This window comes from Fictibacillus sp. 26RED30 (assembly GCF_015903845.1).
Lineage (GTDB): Bacteria > Bacillota > Bacilli > Bacillales > Fictibacillaceae > Fictibacillus > Fictibacillus phosphorivorans.
Map to the genome: position 1 here is coordinate 2,197,285 of NZ_JACZDV010000001.1, position 16,559 is coordinate 2,213,843.

The 16,559-nt window shown below is 37.7% G+C and carries 16 protein-coding genes, 1 pseudogene and 1 other annotated feature (1 of these 18 running past the window's edge); of the genes and pseudogenes, 7 read left to right on the plus strand and 10 right to left on the minus strand.

What is annotated here, in order from left to right:
- Window positions 1-22 precede the first annotated feature (22 nt).
- Window positions 23-865: a DegV family protein gene (locus IHV11_RS11205; protein ID WP_197194659.1), complete on the minus strand. Its 843-nt coding sequence runs from the start codon at window positions 863-865 to the stop codon at window positions 23-25.
- A 226-nt stretch (window positions 866-1,091) separates the two neighbouring features.
- On the opposite strand from IHV11_RS11205, the gene IHV11_RS11210 reads away from it, so the two are divergent.
- The 4 genes from IHV11_RS11210 to IHV11_RS11225 all read left to right on the plus strand — a co-directional run bounded on the left by IHV11_RS11210 (window position 1,092) and on the right by IHV11_RS11225 (window position 3,783).
- Window positions 1,092-1,535, plus strand: coding sequence for a MarR family winged helix-turn-helix transcriptional regulator (locus IHV11_RS11210; RefSeq protein WP_197127395.1), 444 nt, complete (start codon window positions 1,092-1,094; stop codon window positions 1,533-1,535).
- Between the two features lie 212 nt (window positions 1,536-1,747).
- On the plus strand, window positions 1,748-2,701 hold the full coding sequence (locus IHV11_RS11215) for a helix-turn-helix transcriptional regulator (protein WP_197194660.1): 954 nt from the start codon (window positions 1,748-1,750) through the stop codon (window positions 2,699-2,701).
- 67 nt (window positions 2,702-2,768) lie between these two features.
- Window positions 2,769-2,957: a cold-shock protein gene (locus tag IHV11_RS11220; RefSeq protein WP_197127393.1), complete on the plus strand. Its 189-nt coding sequence runs from the start codon at window positions 2,769-2,771 to the stop codon at window positions 2,955-2,957.
- A gap of 244 nt (window positions 2,958-3,201) precedes the next feature.
- The gene (locus IHV11_RS11225; protein ID WP_197194661.1) at window positions 3,202-3,783 is read left to right on the plus strand and encodes a YtxH domain-containing protein; all 582 of its coding nucleotides are present in this window, start codon (window positions 3,202-3,204) and stop codon (window positions 3,781-3,783) included.
- A gap of 44 nt (window positions 3,784-3,827) precedes the next feature.
- On the opposite strand, the gene IHV11_RS11230 is transcribed toward IHV11_RS11225, so the two are convergent.
- The 3 genes from IHV11_RS11230 to IHV11_RS11240 form a co-directional block, all read right to left on the minus strand.
- Window positions 3,828-5,696, minus strand: a complete 1,869-nt coding sequence (locus IHV11_RS11230) for a heavy metal translocating P-type ATPase (RefSeq protein ID WP_197194662.1) — start codon at window positions 5,694-5,696, stop codon at window positions 3,828-3,830.
- Between the two features lie 199 nt (window positions 5,697-5,895).
- Window positions 5,896-6,702, minus strand: coding sequence for an ABC transporter permease (locus IHV11_RS11235; RefSeq protein ID WP_197194663.1), 807 nt, complete (start codon window positions 6,700-6,702; stop codon window positions 5,896-5,898).
- Complete coding sequence (locus IHV11_RS11240) at window positions 6,699-7,586, minus strand: ABC transporter ATP-binding protein (RefSeq protein WP_197194664.1); 888 nt, start codon at window positions 7,584-7,586, stop codon at window positions 6,699-6,701. The genes IHV11_RS11235 and IHV11_RS11240 overlap by 4 nt, the downstream gene beginning before the upstream one ends.
- A gap of 145 nt (window positions 7,587-7,731) precedes the next feature.
- Between IHV11_RS11240 and IHV11_RS11245 the strand changes: the two genes are divergently transcribed.
- The 3 genes from IHV11_RS11245 (at window position 7,732) to IHV11_RS11255 (ending at window position 10,214) form a co-directional block, all read left to right on the plus strand.
- A complete protein-coding gene (locus IHV11_RS11245; protein ID WP_197127388.1) occupies window positions 7,732-8,325 on the plus strand; it encodes a TetR/AcrR family transcriptional regulator in 594 nt (197 codons plus the stop codon).
- 260 nt (window positions 8,326-8,585) lie between these two features.
- Window positions 8,586-9,203: a DUF47 domain-containing protein gene (locus tag IHV11_RS11250; protein WP_153238795.1), complete on the plus strand. Its 618-nt coding sequence runs from the start codon at window positions 8,586-8,588 to the stop codon at window positions 9,201-9,203.
- Between the two features lie 12 nt (window positions 9,204-9,215).
- The gene (locus IHV11_RS11255; RefSeq protein ID WP_197127387.1) at window positions 9,216-10,214 is read left to right on the plus strand and encodes an inorganic phosphate transporter; all 999 of its coding nucleotides are present in this window, start codon (window positions 9,216-9,218) and stop codon (window positions 10,212-10,214) included.
- 42 nt (window positions 10,215-10,256) lie between these two features.
- Here IHV11_RS11255 and IHV11_RS11260 read toward each other — a convergent pair.
- The 6 genes and pseudogenes from IHV11_RS11260 to proS all read right to left on the minus strand — a co-directional run bounded on the left by IHV11_RS11260 (window position 10,257) and on the right by proS (window position 16,491).
- Window positions 10,257-11,079: pseudogene (locus IHV11_RS11260) on the minus strand (pentapeptide repeat-containing protein).
- 148 nt (window positions 11,080-11,227) lie between these two features.
- Window positions 11,228-12,481, minus strand: coding sequence for a dicarboxylate/amino acid:cation symporter (locus IHV11_RS11265; protein WP_197194665.1), 1,254 nt, complete (start codon window positions 12,479-12,481; stop codon window positions 11,228-11,230).
- A gap of 87 nt (window positions 12,482-12,568) precedes the next feature.
- Window positions 12,569-13,477 carry a GNAT family N-acetyltransferase gene (locus IHV11_RS21490; protein WP_197194666.1) on the minus strand — a complete coding sequence of 303 codons (909 nt, stop codon included), beginning with the start codon at window positions 13,475-13,477 and terminating at the stop codon, window positions 12,569-12,571.
- Between the two features lie 90 nt (window positions 13,478-13,567).
- The gene (locus tag IHV11_RS11275; RefSeq protein ID WP_197194667.1) at window positions 13,568-14,605 is read right to left on the minus strand and encodes an HAAS signaling domain-containing protein; all 1,038 of its coding nucleotides are present in this window, start codon (window positions 14,603-14,605) and stop codon (window positions 13,568-13,570) included.
- Between the two features lie 13 nt (window positions 14,606-14,618).
- A complete protein-coding gene (locus IHV11_RS11280; RefSeq protein WP_191752745.1) occupies window positions 14,619-14,939 on the minus strand; it encodes a PadR family transcriptional regulator in 321 nt (106 codons plus the stop codon).
- A 121-nt stretch (window positions 14,940-15,060) separates the two neighbouring features.
- Window positions 15,061-16,491: a proline--tRNA ligase gene (proS, locus tag IHV11_RS11285; RefSeq protein WP_197194668.1), complete on the minus strand. Its 1,431-nt coding sequence runs from the start codon at window positions 16,489-16,491 to the stop codon at window positions 15,061-15,063.
- A gap of 50 nt (window positions 16,492-16,541) precedes the next feature.
- Window positions 16,542-16,559, minus strand: a binding site (T-box leader); it runs 198 nt beyond the window's last position.

A 16,559-nucleotide genomic window follows, 5' to 3' on the forward strand; every position in this document is an offset into this window, starting at 1 on the left:
GTAATTGTGTGGGGTCAGACCCCTATTCTTCAAACCAGAGGAGGCCGAGGGTGCCTGCGCCAACGTGGACGCCGATTGCAGGACTCAGCTGCCCTAGATTGAATGTAATGTGTGGATACTTCTCTCTTAACAGGTGAAGCCATTCCTCAGCTTTTTCTGAGGAGCCGCTGTATACGACACTTACACCATAAGCACCTTTATTTTCTGCCGCTTCATCAAACAAAGCGAGTACGCGAGATTCTGCTTTTTTTAACGTTCTGATCTTTTCAAATGGTACGAGTGAACCATCGTCAAAGGTAAGTATAGGTTTGATCTGAAGAAGATTTCCAACAAGGAAGCTTGCACCAGATAATCGACCACCTTTTCTCAATTGCTCAAGACTCCCGATGCAAACATAGCCTTTTACATGATCTGCTGTTTCACGCAGCATCGCAGCAATTTCCTGAGCTTCCAATCCTTCAGATTCAAGTTTCTTTCCTTTTAACAAAAGTTGTTTCATTGATTCAGATAAAATCTTTGAATCTACAATATGTACTGGAAAATCTGCCATTTCCGCACCAAGTCTAGAACCATTGATCGTGCCGCTGAATTTTTCAGAAACATGTATGGCAATTCCACAATCATAGTTATGTTTCAGAACTTCATAAAAGTCTGAGAACTCTCCAACTGTTGGCTGGCTCGTTTTTGGAAGTTCAGAAACACTTTCAAGTTTTGCATAAAATTCATCCGGGGTAATATCTACACCGTCTTTATAAATTTTATCTTCCATTATGACAGATACAGGAATAATATGAATGCCAAGTTCTTTCGCTTCATCCTGTGTTATGCAGCTTGTACTATCTGTAATCCAAGCAATACGTGCCATCTTGCACATCCCCCTTTATCTCTCTATTTTTTATTAGATAGTAACAAGTGAATTCCTCTTTTAACAGGAAATATATTTTTATTTCTAAATTAAACCTATATTTCAATAGTTTAAATACTAGCACAGAGATACACATTGAAAACTAGATACTTTATACTACTCTTTAATGGAACTTATCGGAAATTTATATTAAAATAGGAGTAATGTAAGCTAAGGAGGCAGTACTGTGAAAGTGGTGGCAGATAGTAGAAATGTATTAATGGAAGTAGAGCGTATAGAGAAAGCGTTTAATGAGATCATGGACGTGATAAAGCCTGAGATATGGGAAGAAGAAGAGATTACTTCTACTCAATTCCAAATATTAAAGACTTTATCATCTCGTGAAAAATGGACGGTTTCCGAGATTGCTGACGCTATGAAAGTACGTGCAAGTGCTACTACCGTTATCATCGATCGACTCGTTAAAAGAGGATTAGTAGATCGTTATCGCTCTGACCTCGATCGAAGAATTGTATATGTGCAATTAAATGAAACTGGTTTAGTGGCATTTCATGCAATTCAAGAAAAAAGAAACGGTGTACTGATCAAGTACATGTCACAGCTCACTGATAAACAGCTTGCGGATATGGTTCAATGCATTGAACGCCTTTCTTCAATAGTAAAGAACTAATATTAAAAAACTGCTTATAACAATGACCGCAGATTAGTTTTCCTACCTTTCATACTACGAAATCAACACGTTATCCAATGGATTAACGTGTTTTTTAATTTATTCTTACTTTATTTGGATAAACTCTAACATTTCAGCATATTTGTACGATATAACATACAAAGACTAGTACAAAAGTTTTAATATATGAATATTTCAATTAGGGGTCTAACATGTCAAAAATAAAAAGACTGGAACGGTTACTGCTTTCCATAAACTCTAAAAAGCATTTTACCTTAAAGGAATTAGCTGATGAATTTGGAGTATCTACAAGAACCATTCAACGTGATCTATTAAATCTTATCGAGATGGGCCTTCCAATCGTATCTGAATTCGGACCACACGGCGGATATCGCATCGAGAACGATCGTATTCTTCCTCCGATTGGATTTACCGAAATGGAGGCTTCCTCTATTCTATTTAGTTTGCAAGCATACACTGAATCAAGTTTTCCTTTTCAAACCCAAAGTAAATCTATTCTACATAAACTGCATCAATTCATGCCAGAAGATGCTAAAGACAATTGGACACAAATTCAAAAACGACTTTTGGTGCAGCTACCATTACCTCCAAAAAGTCAGGTTGCGCCAATTATTCTTGAAGCTTCAATCAAACAAAAGATTGTCACGATTCTATATACGATGAAAGAACAAAAAATGTATAGCAACATTCAACTGATTGGGCTGTATAGTGAAAATGGTGAATGGTACTGTCCAGCATATTGTTACTCGCTCATGGATTATCACGTTTTTAAACTATCAGATATCAAGCATGCTGTAATAAATTATGAACCAATAGAAGTAAAAGATTTTACTGAGGTAACTATTCATAACTGGGCATCTCAAATCTCACCAAGAAACTATGTTAGACTCGAAGCAGATCTATTACTAGAAGAATTAACTTATTGTGAGTCTCACCCTTTTCTTAAGCAATTTATTACTATGAAACAAGATGGTTTATACAGTCTGACAGGAGATATTTTGGCAACTTATGTTGAAAAAGCTGCCGAGTATTTATGGCCATTGAAAACGAACATTTCAATAAAATCTCCTAGAGAAATTAAAGAGATTCATGCACGCTGGGCAAGGGAAATCTCTGCTCAATATGAACTTATTTTAAATATGTAATCAAATTGATACATATTTTTCCTCTTTTAGGCGTATACTATAAGTAGAACAGAAAAGGGGGATATCTATGGCTTTTTTTTCAAAACAACCTGCAGAGCCGATTCCAGACGTAGAAACGAAGGTTTGGGCATGTACGAGTGATGGATGCTCATGCTGGATGCGCGCTGACTATTCTTTGCAAAAAGAACCGCAATGCCCCATTTGCAAATCAGCAATGAATGAAGAAATTCGTATGCTTCCAGAATTAAAGAGTTAATGAAATAAATAGAAATCGGCCGGGTGATTGCTGCCCGGCTTTTTCTATATTCAAATATATAACGTTTTGGAGTTATCATTCTCCATCAACCGTATGTAGAGTAAATATACTATTTACATTTCATCATGCCATCCTAACCGATAAAACTGGTTCTATTAATATTCATCACGCCTACATGCTTCATGTTTATCATCAATAGGTTCCGGGTAGGGTTTTATACAGACTAAAAGGAGGATTCAATACTATGCCTAACCATACAAACACAACAACGACTACTGCGGAACCGGTCTTTACACATTCCGATTTCCAAACACGAGATTCAGCTGATACTAACGTTAGCAAGAAAAGTAATGCTTCTGGTTTTGCTACAGGTTTAGTAGTGGGAGGTCTTGTAGGGGCTGCTGCAGCATTATTATATGCTCCTAAAAACGGAAATGAGTTTAGAAACGATCTTCGTGATTCGTCTATCAAATTGAAAGAACGCACGCAACAGATGAAAGATGAAACAATGCTAAAAGCAAAACTTGGAACGATGGATGCTAAAGATACAGTTGCATCTATAAAAGAAAAATCCGGAAACCTTTCTCTTTCTGCTCGTCAAAAGCTGCAGGAAGCGAAGAATACGGCGACTGAGGTAAAAAGTGAAACACAATCTGCGATAGAAGAAGCAAAACAAGAGGCTGAAAAAGACAACTATCAAACCAACACGCAAACAAAAGCTGTTGTAACGCCTCGTACCCTTTCTTCCACTGATACACAGCAAAAGACAGGAACAGATTCTAGCTATGAAAAAAAACAAAGTGATATAAACAATAATACTTTTTAATTCAGATAAAAAGCCGCGACGTTAAGTCCGGCTTTTTTCTGTTGCTATTTTAATAAGCGTAGCCCATTTAAAATCACTAGTATCGTGCTTCCTTCATGCCCGATCACGCCAAATGGCAACGTGAGGAACTGTAAATAATTCGCACATAATAAAAATAAAATAACACTGATTGAAAAAATGATATTTTGTTTAATAATTTTTGATAAACGTTCAGATAGTTGCATGGCATAAAGCAGCTTGCTTAGATCATTTTTTACGAGGATTACATCTGCAGTCTCAATGGCAGCATCGCTTCCCATTCCCATCGCTACACCAACATCTGCTATAGCGAGAGCAGGTGCATCGTTCACACCATCACCGATCATAGCTACCACCGCTTCTTTATCTTTCCATTTTTTCACGGTCTTAACTTTATCTTCAGGCATGCAAGAAAAACCTATTTCGTCGACCTTCGCGATTCTTCCGATCATTTCTGCTCCACGTTTAGAGTCACCAGTTAGCATGATCGTTAAAATTTGTTTTTCTTGTAGATCTTTTATCGCTTGAATGGTCTCTTCCCTTACAGTATCTCCTAGTAGAAAATAGGCTGCGAGCTGATCATCAGCTGTTACATAGACAACAGTGTGTCCTGTTTCTTCTCCTTTGTCCTCTATCCTCATCAACAGCTCACACTCTTGCTTTTCTGTTATATCAGTCCACTCACGATTGCCTATTTTCCATATAGTATCTTGGATGTGAGCTTTCACACCCATTCCTGGAACATCCTCAAACGCATTCAGTTCTATAGGTTTTATTTCTTGATGAATTTTAAGATGTTCATTAACAGCTTTTGCAAGAGGATGTATGCTATTACTTTCAATTCCATGAATGATTGAGATCAACTCTTCTTTTGCCCAAGAAGAATGGAGAAACTCAGCATGTTTCACAGTGGGACGGCCTTTTGTTAAAGTACCTGTTTTGTCAAAAGCAATTACGTTCACTAAACTCAACTTCTCCAAAAATACACCACTTTTAAATAGAATCCCATTCTTCGCTGCGTTAGATAACGAAGCAAGTAATGCTGGCATTGTCGATGCTACAAGTGCACAAGGAGAAGCAACAACTAGTAGAACACAAGCTCGATATAAAGATTCGGAATAACTCCAAATACCAATCGATCCAGGCACTAGAAACGTTAAGGCTGCTGCCAGTAATACGAAAAGAACATATTTTGTTTCAAACTCTTCAATCTTCCTTTGCACTGGCGGAGCATCACTTTGAGCGTTGTTCACTAAATCTATCATTCTTTGAAACACAGAGTCTTTCATGTGTTTCGTCACAGAAATCTCTAATAATCCAGATTGATTCAACGTTCCTGCTAATACTTCCGATGATGCGTAGACCTCTCGAGCAAGCGGCTCACCTGTTAGAGCGGATTCATTAATAAAAGAGTTCCCTTTTACGATAATTCCATCTGCAGGAACCCGTTCTCCTGGCTTAACCTTTATAAGGTTACCAGGTTCTAAGGAGGAAGCTTCCACTCTATATTCCTTTTCCTCCAATAAAAGCCATGCTTCTTCCGGCTGCAAAGAAATCAATGCTTTGATTTCTTTATCACTTTTTTGTAAAGTGTACATCTCTAGCGCACCAGAATAAGCAAAGATCAAGATCAAAACAGCGCCTTCTCCCCAATAGCCGATCGCAGCTGATCCAATTGCGGCAAACATCATAAGAAGTTCAACATTCAATTGTCGCTCTTTAATGCTTTCCTGAATCCCCTCAACCGCTTTTGCATAGCCTCCTACGATGAAAGCTAACAGATAAAAGAGCACATAAAAAGGAGACTCTGAATACTTTTCCATCATCCATGCCGTTAATATGAAGATGCCAGACGTCGTTGCCATTAACAGTTGTGTTCGTGCAGAGAGTTCCATTGGACTTCCCCTCCTGCTGTATTGATAATAACTATCATCCTCAAGTACCCTTAAAAAGCAGAAATGCTGCCGTCTTTTACGACAGCAGCCTGAAAACTATCCAATATTCGGTTCCTAGCACTAACATTGTATGTGGAATTTCCATTTTGGTGAATTTGTTTATTTATATTATACACATTAGTCGAACTATTTAGAATATTTATAACGGAAGATTTCTATTCTTAAACACGATCACACTAACCATGAACAATAAAAATGTTGAGATACTTAGAGAACAACCGATCCAGATCGCGTCCGTTTCATTGTTGATCAACTTAACCGGGTCGTACCATTTAAAGATCGAAAAGTTTAACATCCATTCTGTTTTCTCACTTAGTTTACCTGCCATGTTCAACATATAAAACAAAAGCGTGATCCCAGCAGAAATTCCGAGCGCTTTTTTCTCATCATTACTTACCGATGAGATAAAAAAGCAATAACCTGCAATCGTTGAGAAGATAAGAAAGGTCAGTACATTCATTCTAATAAAAGAAGGAATATCCAATTGATACCCTTGAATCAACCATTCACTTGCTGCAATGCCACTAAGCGTTGTAAACCCTACGATCAATGCAAGTCCGGTAAGCAATACTGCTGCCTGTGTGATAGCAACCTTAACTCTTGAATTAGGTGTAGCGAGCATATAGGCCATTGAACCTTGATCGATCAGGCGTGCCATCACCCGAGTTGAAGTCAAGATCACATATACCATCAATATGATCAAAAACAACATACCGTAAAATTCACCCGCTACATAGTCTGATAGGGAATTTATGCCATTCTCCATACCGATCAGTTTTCGCATGCCTTCTGGCAGAGCTGCAATCATATCGTTAAATCCTTTCATATCAGCAATAGAAGGATATATCCAAATGATCAGGACAATATAAGCTGCAGCACCGTATATGAACCCGGCAATCAGCTTTCCGTGACTTTTCATCATCGCAAGGAATAAAGGCAAGCTCATTTCGCCACTTCCCTTCTGTCATAATAATGCATAAAAATATCTTCTAAATCCTGTGGCCGTGTATCGATATGTTGAACGTCACAGCCGCTTAACAACTGAAGAAATTCCTGATCATTCCCTTGAACCGTAACATGAACTGTTCTTTCCCCTTTTACTTCTGTATCCAAATTGGAATGAAGAATGGTGTTCATATCATTTTCAGACTTAACTTTCACTTCAAATACACGTCGTTGAACCGTACGTAACCTATGCATATCTTCTAGCGCTACTAATTTTCCGTCTTTTATGATCCCTGCCGAATCACAAGTCCGCTCAATCTCTTGAAAACTATGTGATGACATAAGTATCGTTTTGTTATTTTGTTTTTCTTCCAAGATAAGATCGATAAAAACACGCTGCATGAGTGGATCTAGCCCCGATGTAGGTTCATCTAATATAAGAACTTGAGGTTCATGCATAAACGCTGCTATGATTCCCACTTTTTGTTTCATCCCTTTAGACATCTTCCTTATTGGTGCTTTTACATCTAACTGAAATCTTTCAATTAATTCGTCTCTCCGTTTTGTAGAGGTTTGCTTTCGCATCTTTTGAACGAGTGACAAAAAACCAAGCCCTGTCATCCCTTCTAAAAAAACAATCTCTCCGGGCAGGTATCCTGTTTGTTCTTGAATACGTGCAGCGTTGTTCCAACAGTCCATTCCATCGATTGAAGAATGCCCACTATCTGGTTTCATAAAACCCATCAAGTGACGAATGGTTGTTGATTTGCCCGCTCCATTCGGACCAATATATCCAAACACCTCACCTTTTTGCACTTCAAAGTTCAGGTCAAACAAACCTTTTTCTGCAGTAAATCGTTTTGACAGTCCCTTTACGATAATCATCGTCACACCCACCTTTTTGAAATATTTAACTTATTATATTTCAAAATAATCATAACCTTTTTCGTCGTACTTAGCAATACTTTTTGAAATATGTGATTTGTTATTTTTCAAAAAATGTTTTATCCTAGTAAAGAGGTGAAGAAATTTGAACGGATACGAACGTCGTAAGGAACAGAAGAAAAAAGATATTAAACAAGCTGCTTTCTCGCTTTTTCAAAAACAAGGAATTAAAGAAATAAAAATAGAAGATCTCGCAAAACATGCTGGGGTATCTCAAGTAACCATTTATAATCATTTCGGCAGCAAGGAAGCTTTGTTTCGTGAAGTGATTAAAGAATTTGTTGAAGAAGAATACAAATTTCATAAGAAGCTATTTCAGAAGGATCTTTCTTTTAAAGAAAAAATGACCGCAAGCATCCATCAAAAGACGAATAACGTACTGAACATTCATCCAGAAGTTATTCAAGAGATGATGCTAAACGATGAGGAGTTAAAAATTTACTTAACGGAATTTCAATCTAAGTATGCAATTCCTTTAATAGTTGACCTGATTAGAAGTGCTCAAAATAATGGTGAGATCAATCCTGATCTTTCTTTAGAATCGATAATGGTATACATCCAACTTTTCAATAACGATATGCTTATCTCAATGATCACCGGAGAGAATGGAAAAAAGCTAGCAACAGATATTTTACAAATGTTCTTCTATGGGCTTTCTGTCCCACTAGATTCTAAATAATACGTTACGTGATGATGAGTTAGAAGAATATAAAGAAAACATTTCAAATCATTTACATTGTAAATTCTGTGTGTGTAAATTATAAAAAGATAGGTTAACCTTGTTAATCTTTTGTAAATAATTGATTACAATTCATTCTTTTTCGACAAAAACTCTTATTTTTTTGTATAATGTGTTGGGTGGTTAAAAAATAGAAAAAAATAACCACTATAAAAAACGTAAAAGAAAAAGGATAAAAGACATTTCTTTTGGAGGGTACTATGTTTACAAAGAAAAAGGACAAGTTCATGGTCATGCTAACGGATATTGCAAGCAACTTGAAGGACTCTGCTGGTTATTTCCACGATTTTAAGATTAATAACGAAAATGATCTTCGCGAGTTTGCGGACCACTTAAAAGAACTAGAATCTAAAGGTGATTCTTATGTTCATACCGTTATCATGGAACTGAACAAAGTATTTATTACACCCATTGAAAGAGAAGACATCTTATCACTTGCCATGAGCATGGATGATATTTTAGATGGTATCGAGCAATCTTCTGCATTGTTTGATATTTACGCAATCACAAATCCAGATCAATACATGGTTAAATTTGTAGAATACATTAAATTGAGTGCGGAAGAAATCCTGCTTACTGTTAATTTGTTATCAGAGAAAAAACTTCTTGATATGCGTGAACATGCTATCAAAATTAAAGATTACGAATCAAAATGTGACGATCTTTACCGTGAAGCACAGCGTGAGTTGTTCTCAACACAAACAGATCCGATCAAAGTTATTAAGTATAAAGAAATGTACGAAGTGCTTGAAGGCATTGCCGACAGCTGCCAGAACGTTGCAAATACTTTAGAATCTATCATCATGAAAAACGCGTAACGGGTGGCTGGTATGGATACAGTATTACTCATTACCATTCTTGTTGTAATCGGTGCGCTTGCATTTGATTTTATCAATGGATTTCATGATACGGCGAATGCGATTGCAACATCTGTTTCAACAAAAGCGTTGACACCAAGAAGAGCTATTATTCTAGCTGCTGTCATGAACTTTGTCGGAGCCATGACATTCACTGGTGTTGCAAAAACGATCACAAAAGATATTGTTGACCCATTTACACTTCCAAACGGGTCAGTTGTTATCCTTGCTGCTCTTGTTGCGGCAATCGCTTGGAACTTAATTACTTGGTACTACGGAATTCCAAGTTCATCTTCACATGCGATTATCGGTTCTATCGCTGGTGCTGCGATTGCAGCTGCTGGTTTTGAAGCACTTCATTATTCTGGTTTTCTAAAAATTATTTATGGTTTACTTCTTTCTCCGATTCTAGCATTTATTGTTGGTTTTATATTTTATAACGTTATTAAGATGATATTTAAAAATACGAACCTAACGAAAACAAATAACGGTTTTCGTAAAGTGCAGGTAGCTACTGCTGCGCTTCAAGCTTATTCCCACGGTACGAATGATGCGCAAAAAGCGATGGGTATCATCACGATGGCACTAATCGCGAACGGCTACACGGAAAGCACTGATATTCAGCTTTGGGTACAGATTTCCTGTGCACTTGCAATGGGTCTTGGTACATCTGTAGGTGGCTGGAAAATTATTAAGACGGTTGGCGGAAAGATCATGAAGATTCGTCCAGTTAACGGGGTATCTGCTGATTTAACGGGAGCTTCAGTTATCTTTGGAGCATCTTTCTTAGGTATACCAGTAAGTACAACGCACGTTATCACTTCTTCTATCCTAGGAGTTGGTGCGTCTCACCGTTTAAAAGGGGTTAAGTGGGGAACTGCTAAGACAATGATCATCACTTGGTTCATCACACTTCCGATCTCTGCGACATTAGCAGCTCTATCTTATCTCGTATTAAACTTAATCTTTTAGTTACACTTAAGCCTTCCGTTATTAGTTAGCGGAAGGCTCTTTTTATTTTGCTTTTACTGTCATCCAATGATTGGCATGCGATAACAAAACAGGTAGCTTTGTATCATCCATTCCCTTTTGCTGAATTCACCTGAGCTTGCGTTAAAAATATACTCCCTCTTAAGTTTGCACCACTTAAATCAGCATCTCGTAAATCAGCACCTATTAGATCTGATTTTCTTAAGTCCGCGTTTTTTAAGTCTGCCGCTATAAGAAGAGCACCCTGTAAATTTGCACCAACTAAATCTACTTTTCGAAGTTTAGCGCCTATTAGGTCACTTCTTTTACCTGTTACTTTATATGTTTTATGAATGAATTCCGCTCTTACTAATTCACTTGTATGAATCAGTAACTTCTTTATCTTCATCCGGATGTTTGATATGTTAATCTGTTTGATCTCCGCTGCTCTAAGTTGTGTTAGTTTTTCAATTTCACCTATAGCCATTTTTAATTCATGGAGGATAGGTCTAGTTTCATTGAGGTTCACCGCCTCAGTTAGGTAATACAACATTTCTTGAAGTTGTTGCATGATGGGAAAGACATCAAACATCTCTTTCGCTAACTTAGGATTAGTCGCCCAATCCATTCCAGAAAAAGTGTTTTGTGAGACTTTTTGCCCCGCACCAAAGCATTCATATACCGTACAACCTTTAAATCCTTTATCTCTTAAGTGCTGGTGAATTCCACAACGAAAATCGTCTTGCAAGTTCCTACAAGGAGTGCCTCCATCTTTATCAAAAGCAAAATCTGCAGATCTTGCGTAAGGGAGAGCCACACAGCAAAGACCAAAACAACGAGCACAGTCAGCTTGTAATGAAGAATTCATTTGTTCACTTCCTTTTCCAACCTAATCATGTTAATTCTTGTTAAATTAAGAGTAACATTTACAATATGTTTTGAGGATGTGTAGATACACATTTTTTCCATAAAAAAATCTCTAACTCAACATAGGATGAGTTAGAGATTTAAATAGATTATGCGCCTTTTTGTTCTGTTAACGAACCTGTCTTTTTAATCAGCCAGTTCTTACCTTCAACTAAACGCGCTGTCATCATACTTGCGACATTATCACCTGTAGCGTTCAATAAAGTAGCTGGAGGATCAATAATGGCAGAGATCGCTGCAATTATTGGAAGAGCTTCAGGAGGAAAACCGAACAGAGATAGAATAAGCATCTCCGCTATCAGTCCACCTTGAGGGATCGCTCCCATTACCATACCGACTAGTAGAGCAACTCCTCCAACAAGAAGATAAGTATTGAATCCGGAGAAGTCCATTCCAAATATTCCAAAAAGGAACGTGATCTTTAATACCCCACCTATAACAGATCCGTCTTTATGCAGCGTTGCACCGAGCGGAATCGTCGTTTCACTAATATCGTCAGGTACTCCCATTTTCTTAGTAGCTTCTAAGTTAACAGGAATACTCGCAGCAGAACTGCACGTTGCTAAACTCGTTACAGATGGCGAAAGCATGTTTTTCCAAAACACACGAATACCAAGCTTTCCATGAGCCATGAACGCGTATAGCGTAAAGAAACCAAAGAAATAAAGAATAGAGAACGGATAGTAGAATAAGACTGCTTTAAAGTATGAACCGAGCAGCGTTGGGCCGAATTCACCTACAAGTGCAGCAAAGTATGCTCCTAAACCAATCGGTGCATAATACATCACATATTTCACCATCTGAAGGGTAACTTCACTTCCCGCTGAAAGGAAGTTCGCCAGCGGCTTTGCTTTTTCTCCTACTTTTGAAGTTGCAAGACCTAACAACACAGAAAAAAGGATTAGTGCTAACATATTGGCACGACTTAATAGATCTACGAAATCTGGCACAGTGACTGTACTAACTAACTGATCACCAATCGATACTTCCTCACCCGTTGTATCAGGCTTCACTAAGTCGATCTTCACACCCTCTGAAGGCGGAAAGATTTTAATTCCAGCCATACTGATGATAGCAGCAACCGTTCCTGTGAATAAAAAGACGATCAGCATAGAGCTGATAATCTTACCAAAACGTTTAGTTCCAGCCATACTCGCTACACTCGATGAGATCGAAAAGAAAACGAGTGGAACGACAATCATGAACATAACGTTTAGAAACAGATCGCCGAACGGTTTAAGGACTGCAGCGTCCTTACCCATCGTCGAACCGATGATGCTTCCGGCAATAATTGCGAGGAGCAATATAATCGGTGAACGATAGGCTTTCCAAGTGTTTTTCATAACATTCTCCCCTTAAATAGATTCATAATCACTCTATCTATTTTATACGGAAAAAATATTTTTCATAGAGGTGAAGTAAAAATAGTACTATTTTCTAGAATATGTTTCTGCTGAAAGTTGCTTCTTAATATGAAATAGTTCTTTTTGAATAACAAACCCGATTCTCTGGTATAGGTTAATCGCTTGTTTATTATCATGGTTTACGCATAGATCAATACGTCTCATGTGCGGATTACTAAGTATCCATTTGACGGCATACGTTAATAGCTGTACGCCGATTCCTTTTCCTCGATGCTTTTCATCTACAGCGAAAAATTCAATAGAACCCTCTGCAAACTCAGGTTGTATTTCCACATAAATGTAACCGACCACCTCATTCTCAGTCTCATAAACAAACACTTTATGAAACTCGTTAATTCGTTCAATGATCTGTTGTGAATTATAGTAAGTAGAAGGAAAATATGTATCATGGAGATTTTTGAAAACATCTTTATCATTTTCTGTCAGTTCTTTTATGTTCTTTACTGAAGCTGCGGCTATTAAGGATTCCTTATTGACCGTAAGTATTGTATGTTTACTTTCTTGATCCATAAAGTCATTATGTAGTAGGAACTCTCTCTGATTTGTATTTTCTGTAGAGATAAAGAAATGAACCGTGTTAATCGTTTTGGGAATGAGCTGAAGTAAAAACTCCCAAAGCTGTTTAGTAATTTGCTGGTGCTCACTATGCCGGATAAAAGGTCCCCATATTTCTGCGTTTCCGTTCTCGAGATCTGCATCAAATCCGATCACTCCTACAAGGAGGTCTTCCTCATAAGCCAATGCGAAGGATTCATTGTAAGGAACATCTGAAACGTCTTCAATTAGTGAATGGAGAATTTCATGCTCTTCTTCACCACAATAACCGCAATAGTTAGAGGTGATTCTGTTTTCGTTTGCAATGAAGATTGCGATTTCTTTCGCTTTTGAAGAATCTGCTTTTACTATCGTAAACACGTTATTCCTCCTTCGTATTTTTCTACTATTAAATTTTAACATATTGTTCCATTTCAAAAATAAAAAGACTTCTTTTTAGAAGCCTTTTTCTTATCCATTTTTCATCCATTGGTCGATGACAGCGTTTGATTTATTTGCTTTATTGAAACCCGTAATAATATCAATGATGGAAAATACAGCCATGAGTGTTGCTATTGTGGATACAAACCAAAATGCCGGAACATCCGGGACGGTGTCATATAGTTTTTGAGTAAATGACTTATTATAAAGAGTTTCATCCGTTAGCATAAAGCAAAGTAATCCTACCGAAATAAAATGATAGATTAAGTTCAATGAAGCAAGCAGATTCGTCCATCTTCCAATGAAAAATTTATAGATAGCAAGACCCACTTCAATAAGAATAAGCAAAACTATAAAAGGAGCATACGTGAACAAAACTTCTTCATTAAATAGTGGCGCTTTGAGCGTAAGTCCTTCTAATCCTTTTCCACTTTGCTCATACCAGCCGATCATTTCAGACGACTTAAATAGGATTATTGCCCAAATTGCTGTCCAGAACAAACTAAAGAAAACTTCCGCTTTTGGAATCTGTCTTTTCGCAACTACTTTCTTAAGTTGATATAGATCAGATGGAGACCATGTTTTCTTTTTTCTCGTGTAAAGATCACCATTTGAAACTCCTGATCGCTCTAACATGATAAATACAATCGTTACCCAGAAGAAAACTTGAAACAAAACATTCAAGCTGGATAAGAGCATCTTCAAGCAAAGTTGACCGATAAAAGCCATTACAGTGAATAGAGATTTATCACCCTCAAACGTGATCATACCGTTTACAAAAAGCGTAAGGCTGCTGATTACAACAGAAATGATCGCTGCTACGATCAAGACATTGATATAACTTTCATAAAACATAGGACCTATGAGATAACGAGGCTTATTATTGTATTCGTCTGCAAGTTTTACAGGATCTCCCAGTTTCATTAGAACCACTTCAACATCCTTGTCTGTGTATTGATCTGGAAGCATATCTTCGATAGTAGACCTTAATTCCATCGCAATGTCATCCCTTATTTTTTCGGGAAGTCTTTGTGTCACTTCACTGATATACGTTTCAATCAAATTCATTTGGAATTCCTCCTTATAACATCGAATTTAATTGCATGGACGTTTTTTGCCATTCTTCTTTCAGCTGTCTGAACACTTCTTGACCAAACTCGCTCAGAAGATAATATTTTCTAGGTCGGTTCTCGGTTGTATCCCACTCACTCGTCAGCAGCTCTTGCTTTTCGAGCCTTCGAAGAAGTGGATACAATGTGCTTTGATCAATAGATACGTTGTTCTCTTCTAACCGTTGTGCGAGTGAGTACCCGTATTGCGGTGTTTGGAGCTGGCTTAAAACTGCTAAAGTTAAAGTTCCTCTTCGCAGTTCTGTCTTTAGAGAGAAAATTAATTCGCTCATGCAATCACCTCGATTATAGTATAGTGTATGTCATACAGTAATGTAAAGTTACTAATATTATGGAATTTATCATATTTAAAAATAAAGAAAGGGGTCAGACCCCGGGTCTGACCCCTTTCCTTTAATATGCTTTTGCCCAGTAGACAAGTTGTTTAGCTTCTTGGTCGCAGCAAACGCACTTTTCTGAGAGCTTTTCTTGTTCAAATGGTATACACCTTGATGTTGCACCTGTTTCATCTTTAATAAAATTCTCACAAGCTTCATTTCCACACCACATCGCTTTAATGAACCCGCCTTTATCAGTTAGTTCATTTTTAAATGCATCAAATGTAGTGACTGTCGTTGTTTGATGTTCTCGATGAGCCTTTGCCTTTTTAAATAAGTTACTCTGAATATCAACTAATGTATTTTGTATGTGTAATTCTAAATCTTGCAGAGATATTGTTTCTTTTTCTCCTGTATCCCGACGAACTAATATGACTTGGTTTTGCTCAATGTCACGCGGCCCAACCTCAAGACGAAGCGGTATTCCTTTCATCTCATATTCATTAAATTTCCACCCTGGTTTTTTATCACTTGCATCAATTCCAGTTCGAATGGTCTGTGAAAGCTTATCTTTTAAATCGTATGCAAAATCGAGAACACCTTCTTTGTGTTGAGCAATCGGAACGATCATGAGTTGAGTTGGTGCTATTTTTGGAGGAACGACTAGCCCGCGGTCATCACCATGAACCATGATCATCGCTCCAATAATACGAGTTGTGAAGCCCCATGATGTCTGCTGAACCGTCTGCAGTTTACCTTCTCTGTTCGTAAATTCGATACCGAACGCTTTGGCAAATCCATCTCCTAAATGATGAGAAGTTCCAGACTGTAACGCCTTCCCATCATGCATTAGGCTTTCAATCGTATAAGTGTATTTCGCTCCAGCAAATTTTTCTTTCTCCGTTTTCTGACCTTTCACGACCGGTATTGCAAGGAATTCCTCACAGAGATCAGCGTATACGTTAAGCATACGAACCGTTTCCTCGTGTGCCTCTTCATCTGTTTCATGGCACGTATGTCCTTCCTGCCAGAGGAATTCAAGGGTACGAAGAAAAGGTCTTGTGGTTTTTTCCCATCTCACAACGTTCGACCACTGGTTATAAAGCTTTGGAAGATCACGATGAGAATGGATAATGTTTTTAAAATGCTCGGCAAAAAGAACTTCAGATGTGGGGCGAACACAAAGACGTTCTGTCAGCTTTTCTTCTCCACCATGTGTTACCCATGCTACTTCAGGTGCAAATCCTTCAATATGGTCTTTTTCTTTTTGAAGCAGACTTTCTGGTATGAAAAGCGGCATATACACATTCTCATGACCTGTCGCTTTGATCTGCTTATCAAGTTCCTTTTGAATGTTCTCCCATATTGCGTATCCGTAGGGTCTTAAAATCATAGACCCTCGAACACTTGAATAATCGATAAGTTCAGCTTTTGTAACAACATCTGTATACCATTGAGCAAAATCATCTTGCATACTCGTTACATCTTTTACAAATTCTTTTGCCATAGGTTGCACTCCTCACTATTATTAGAAAATAAAAAAAGCTAAACTTTTTCATTAGGGACCAATTTCAT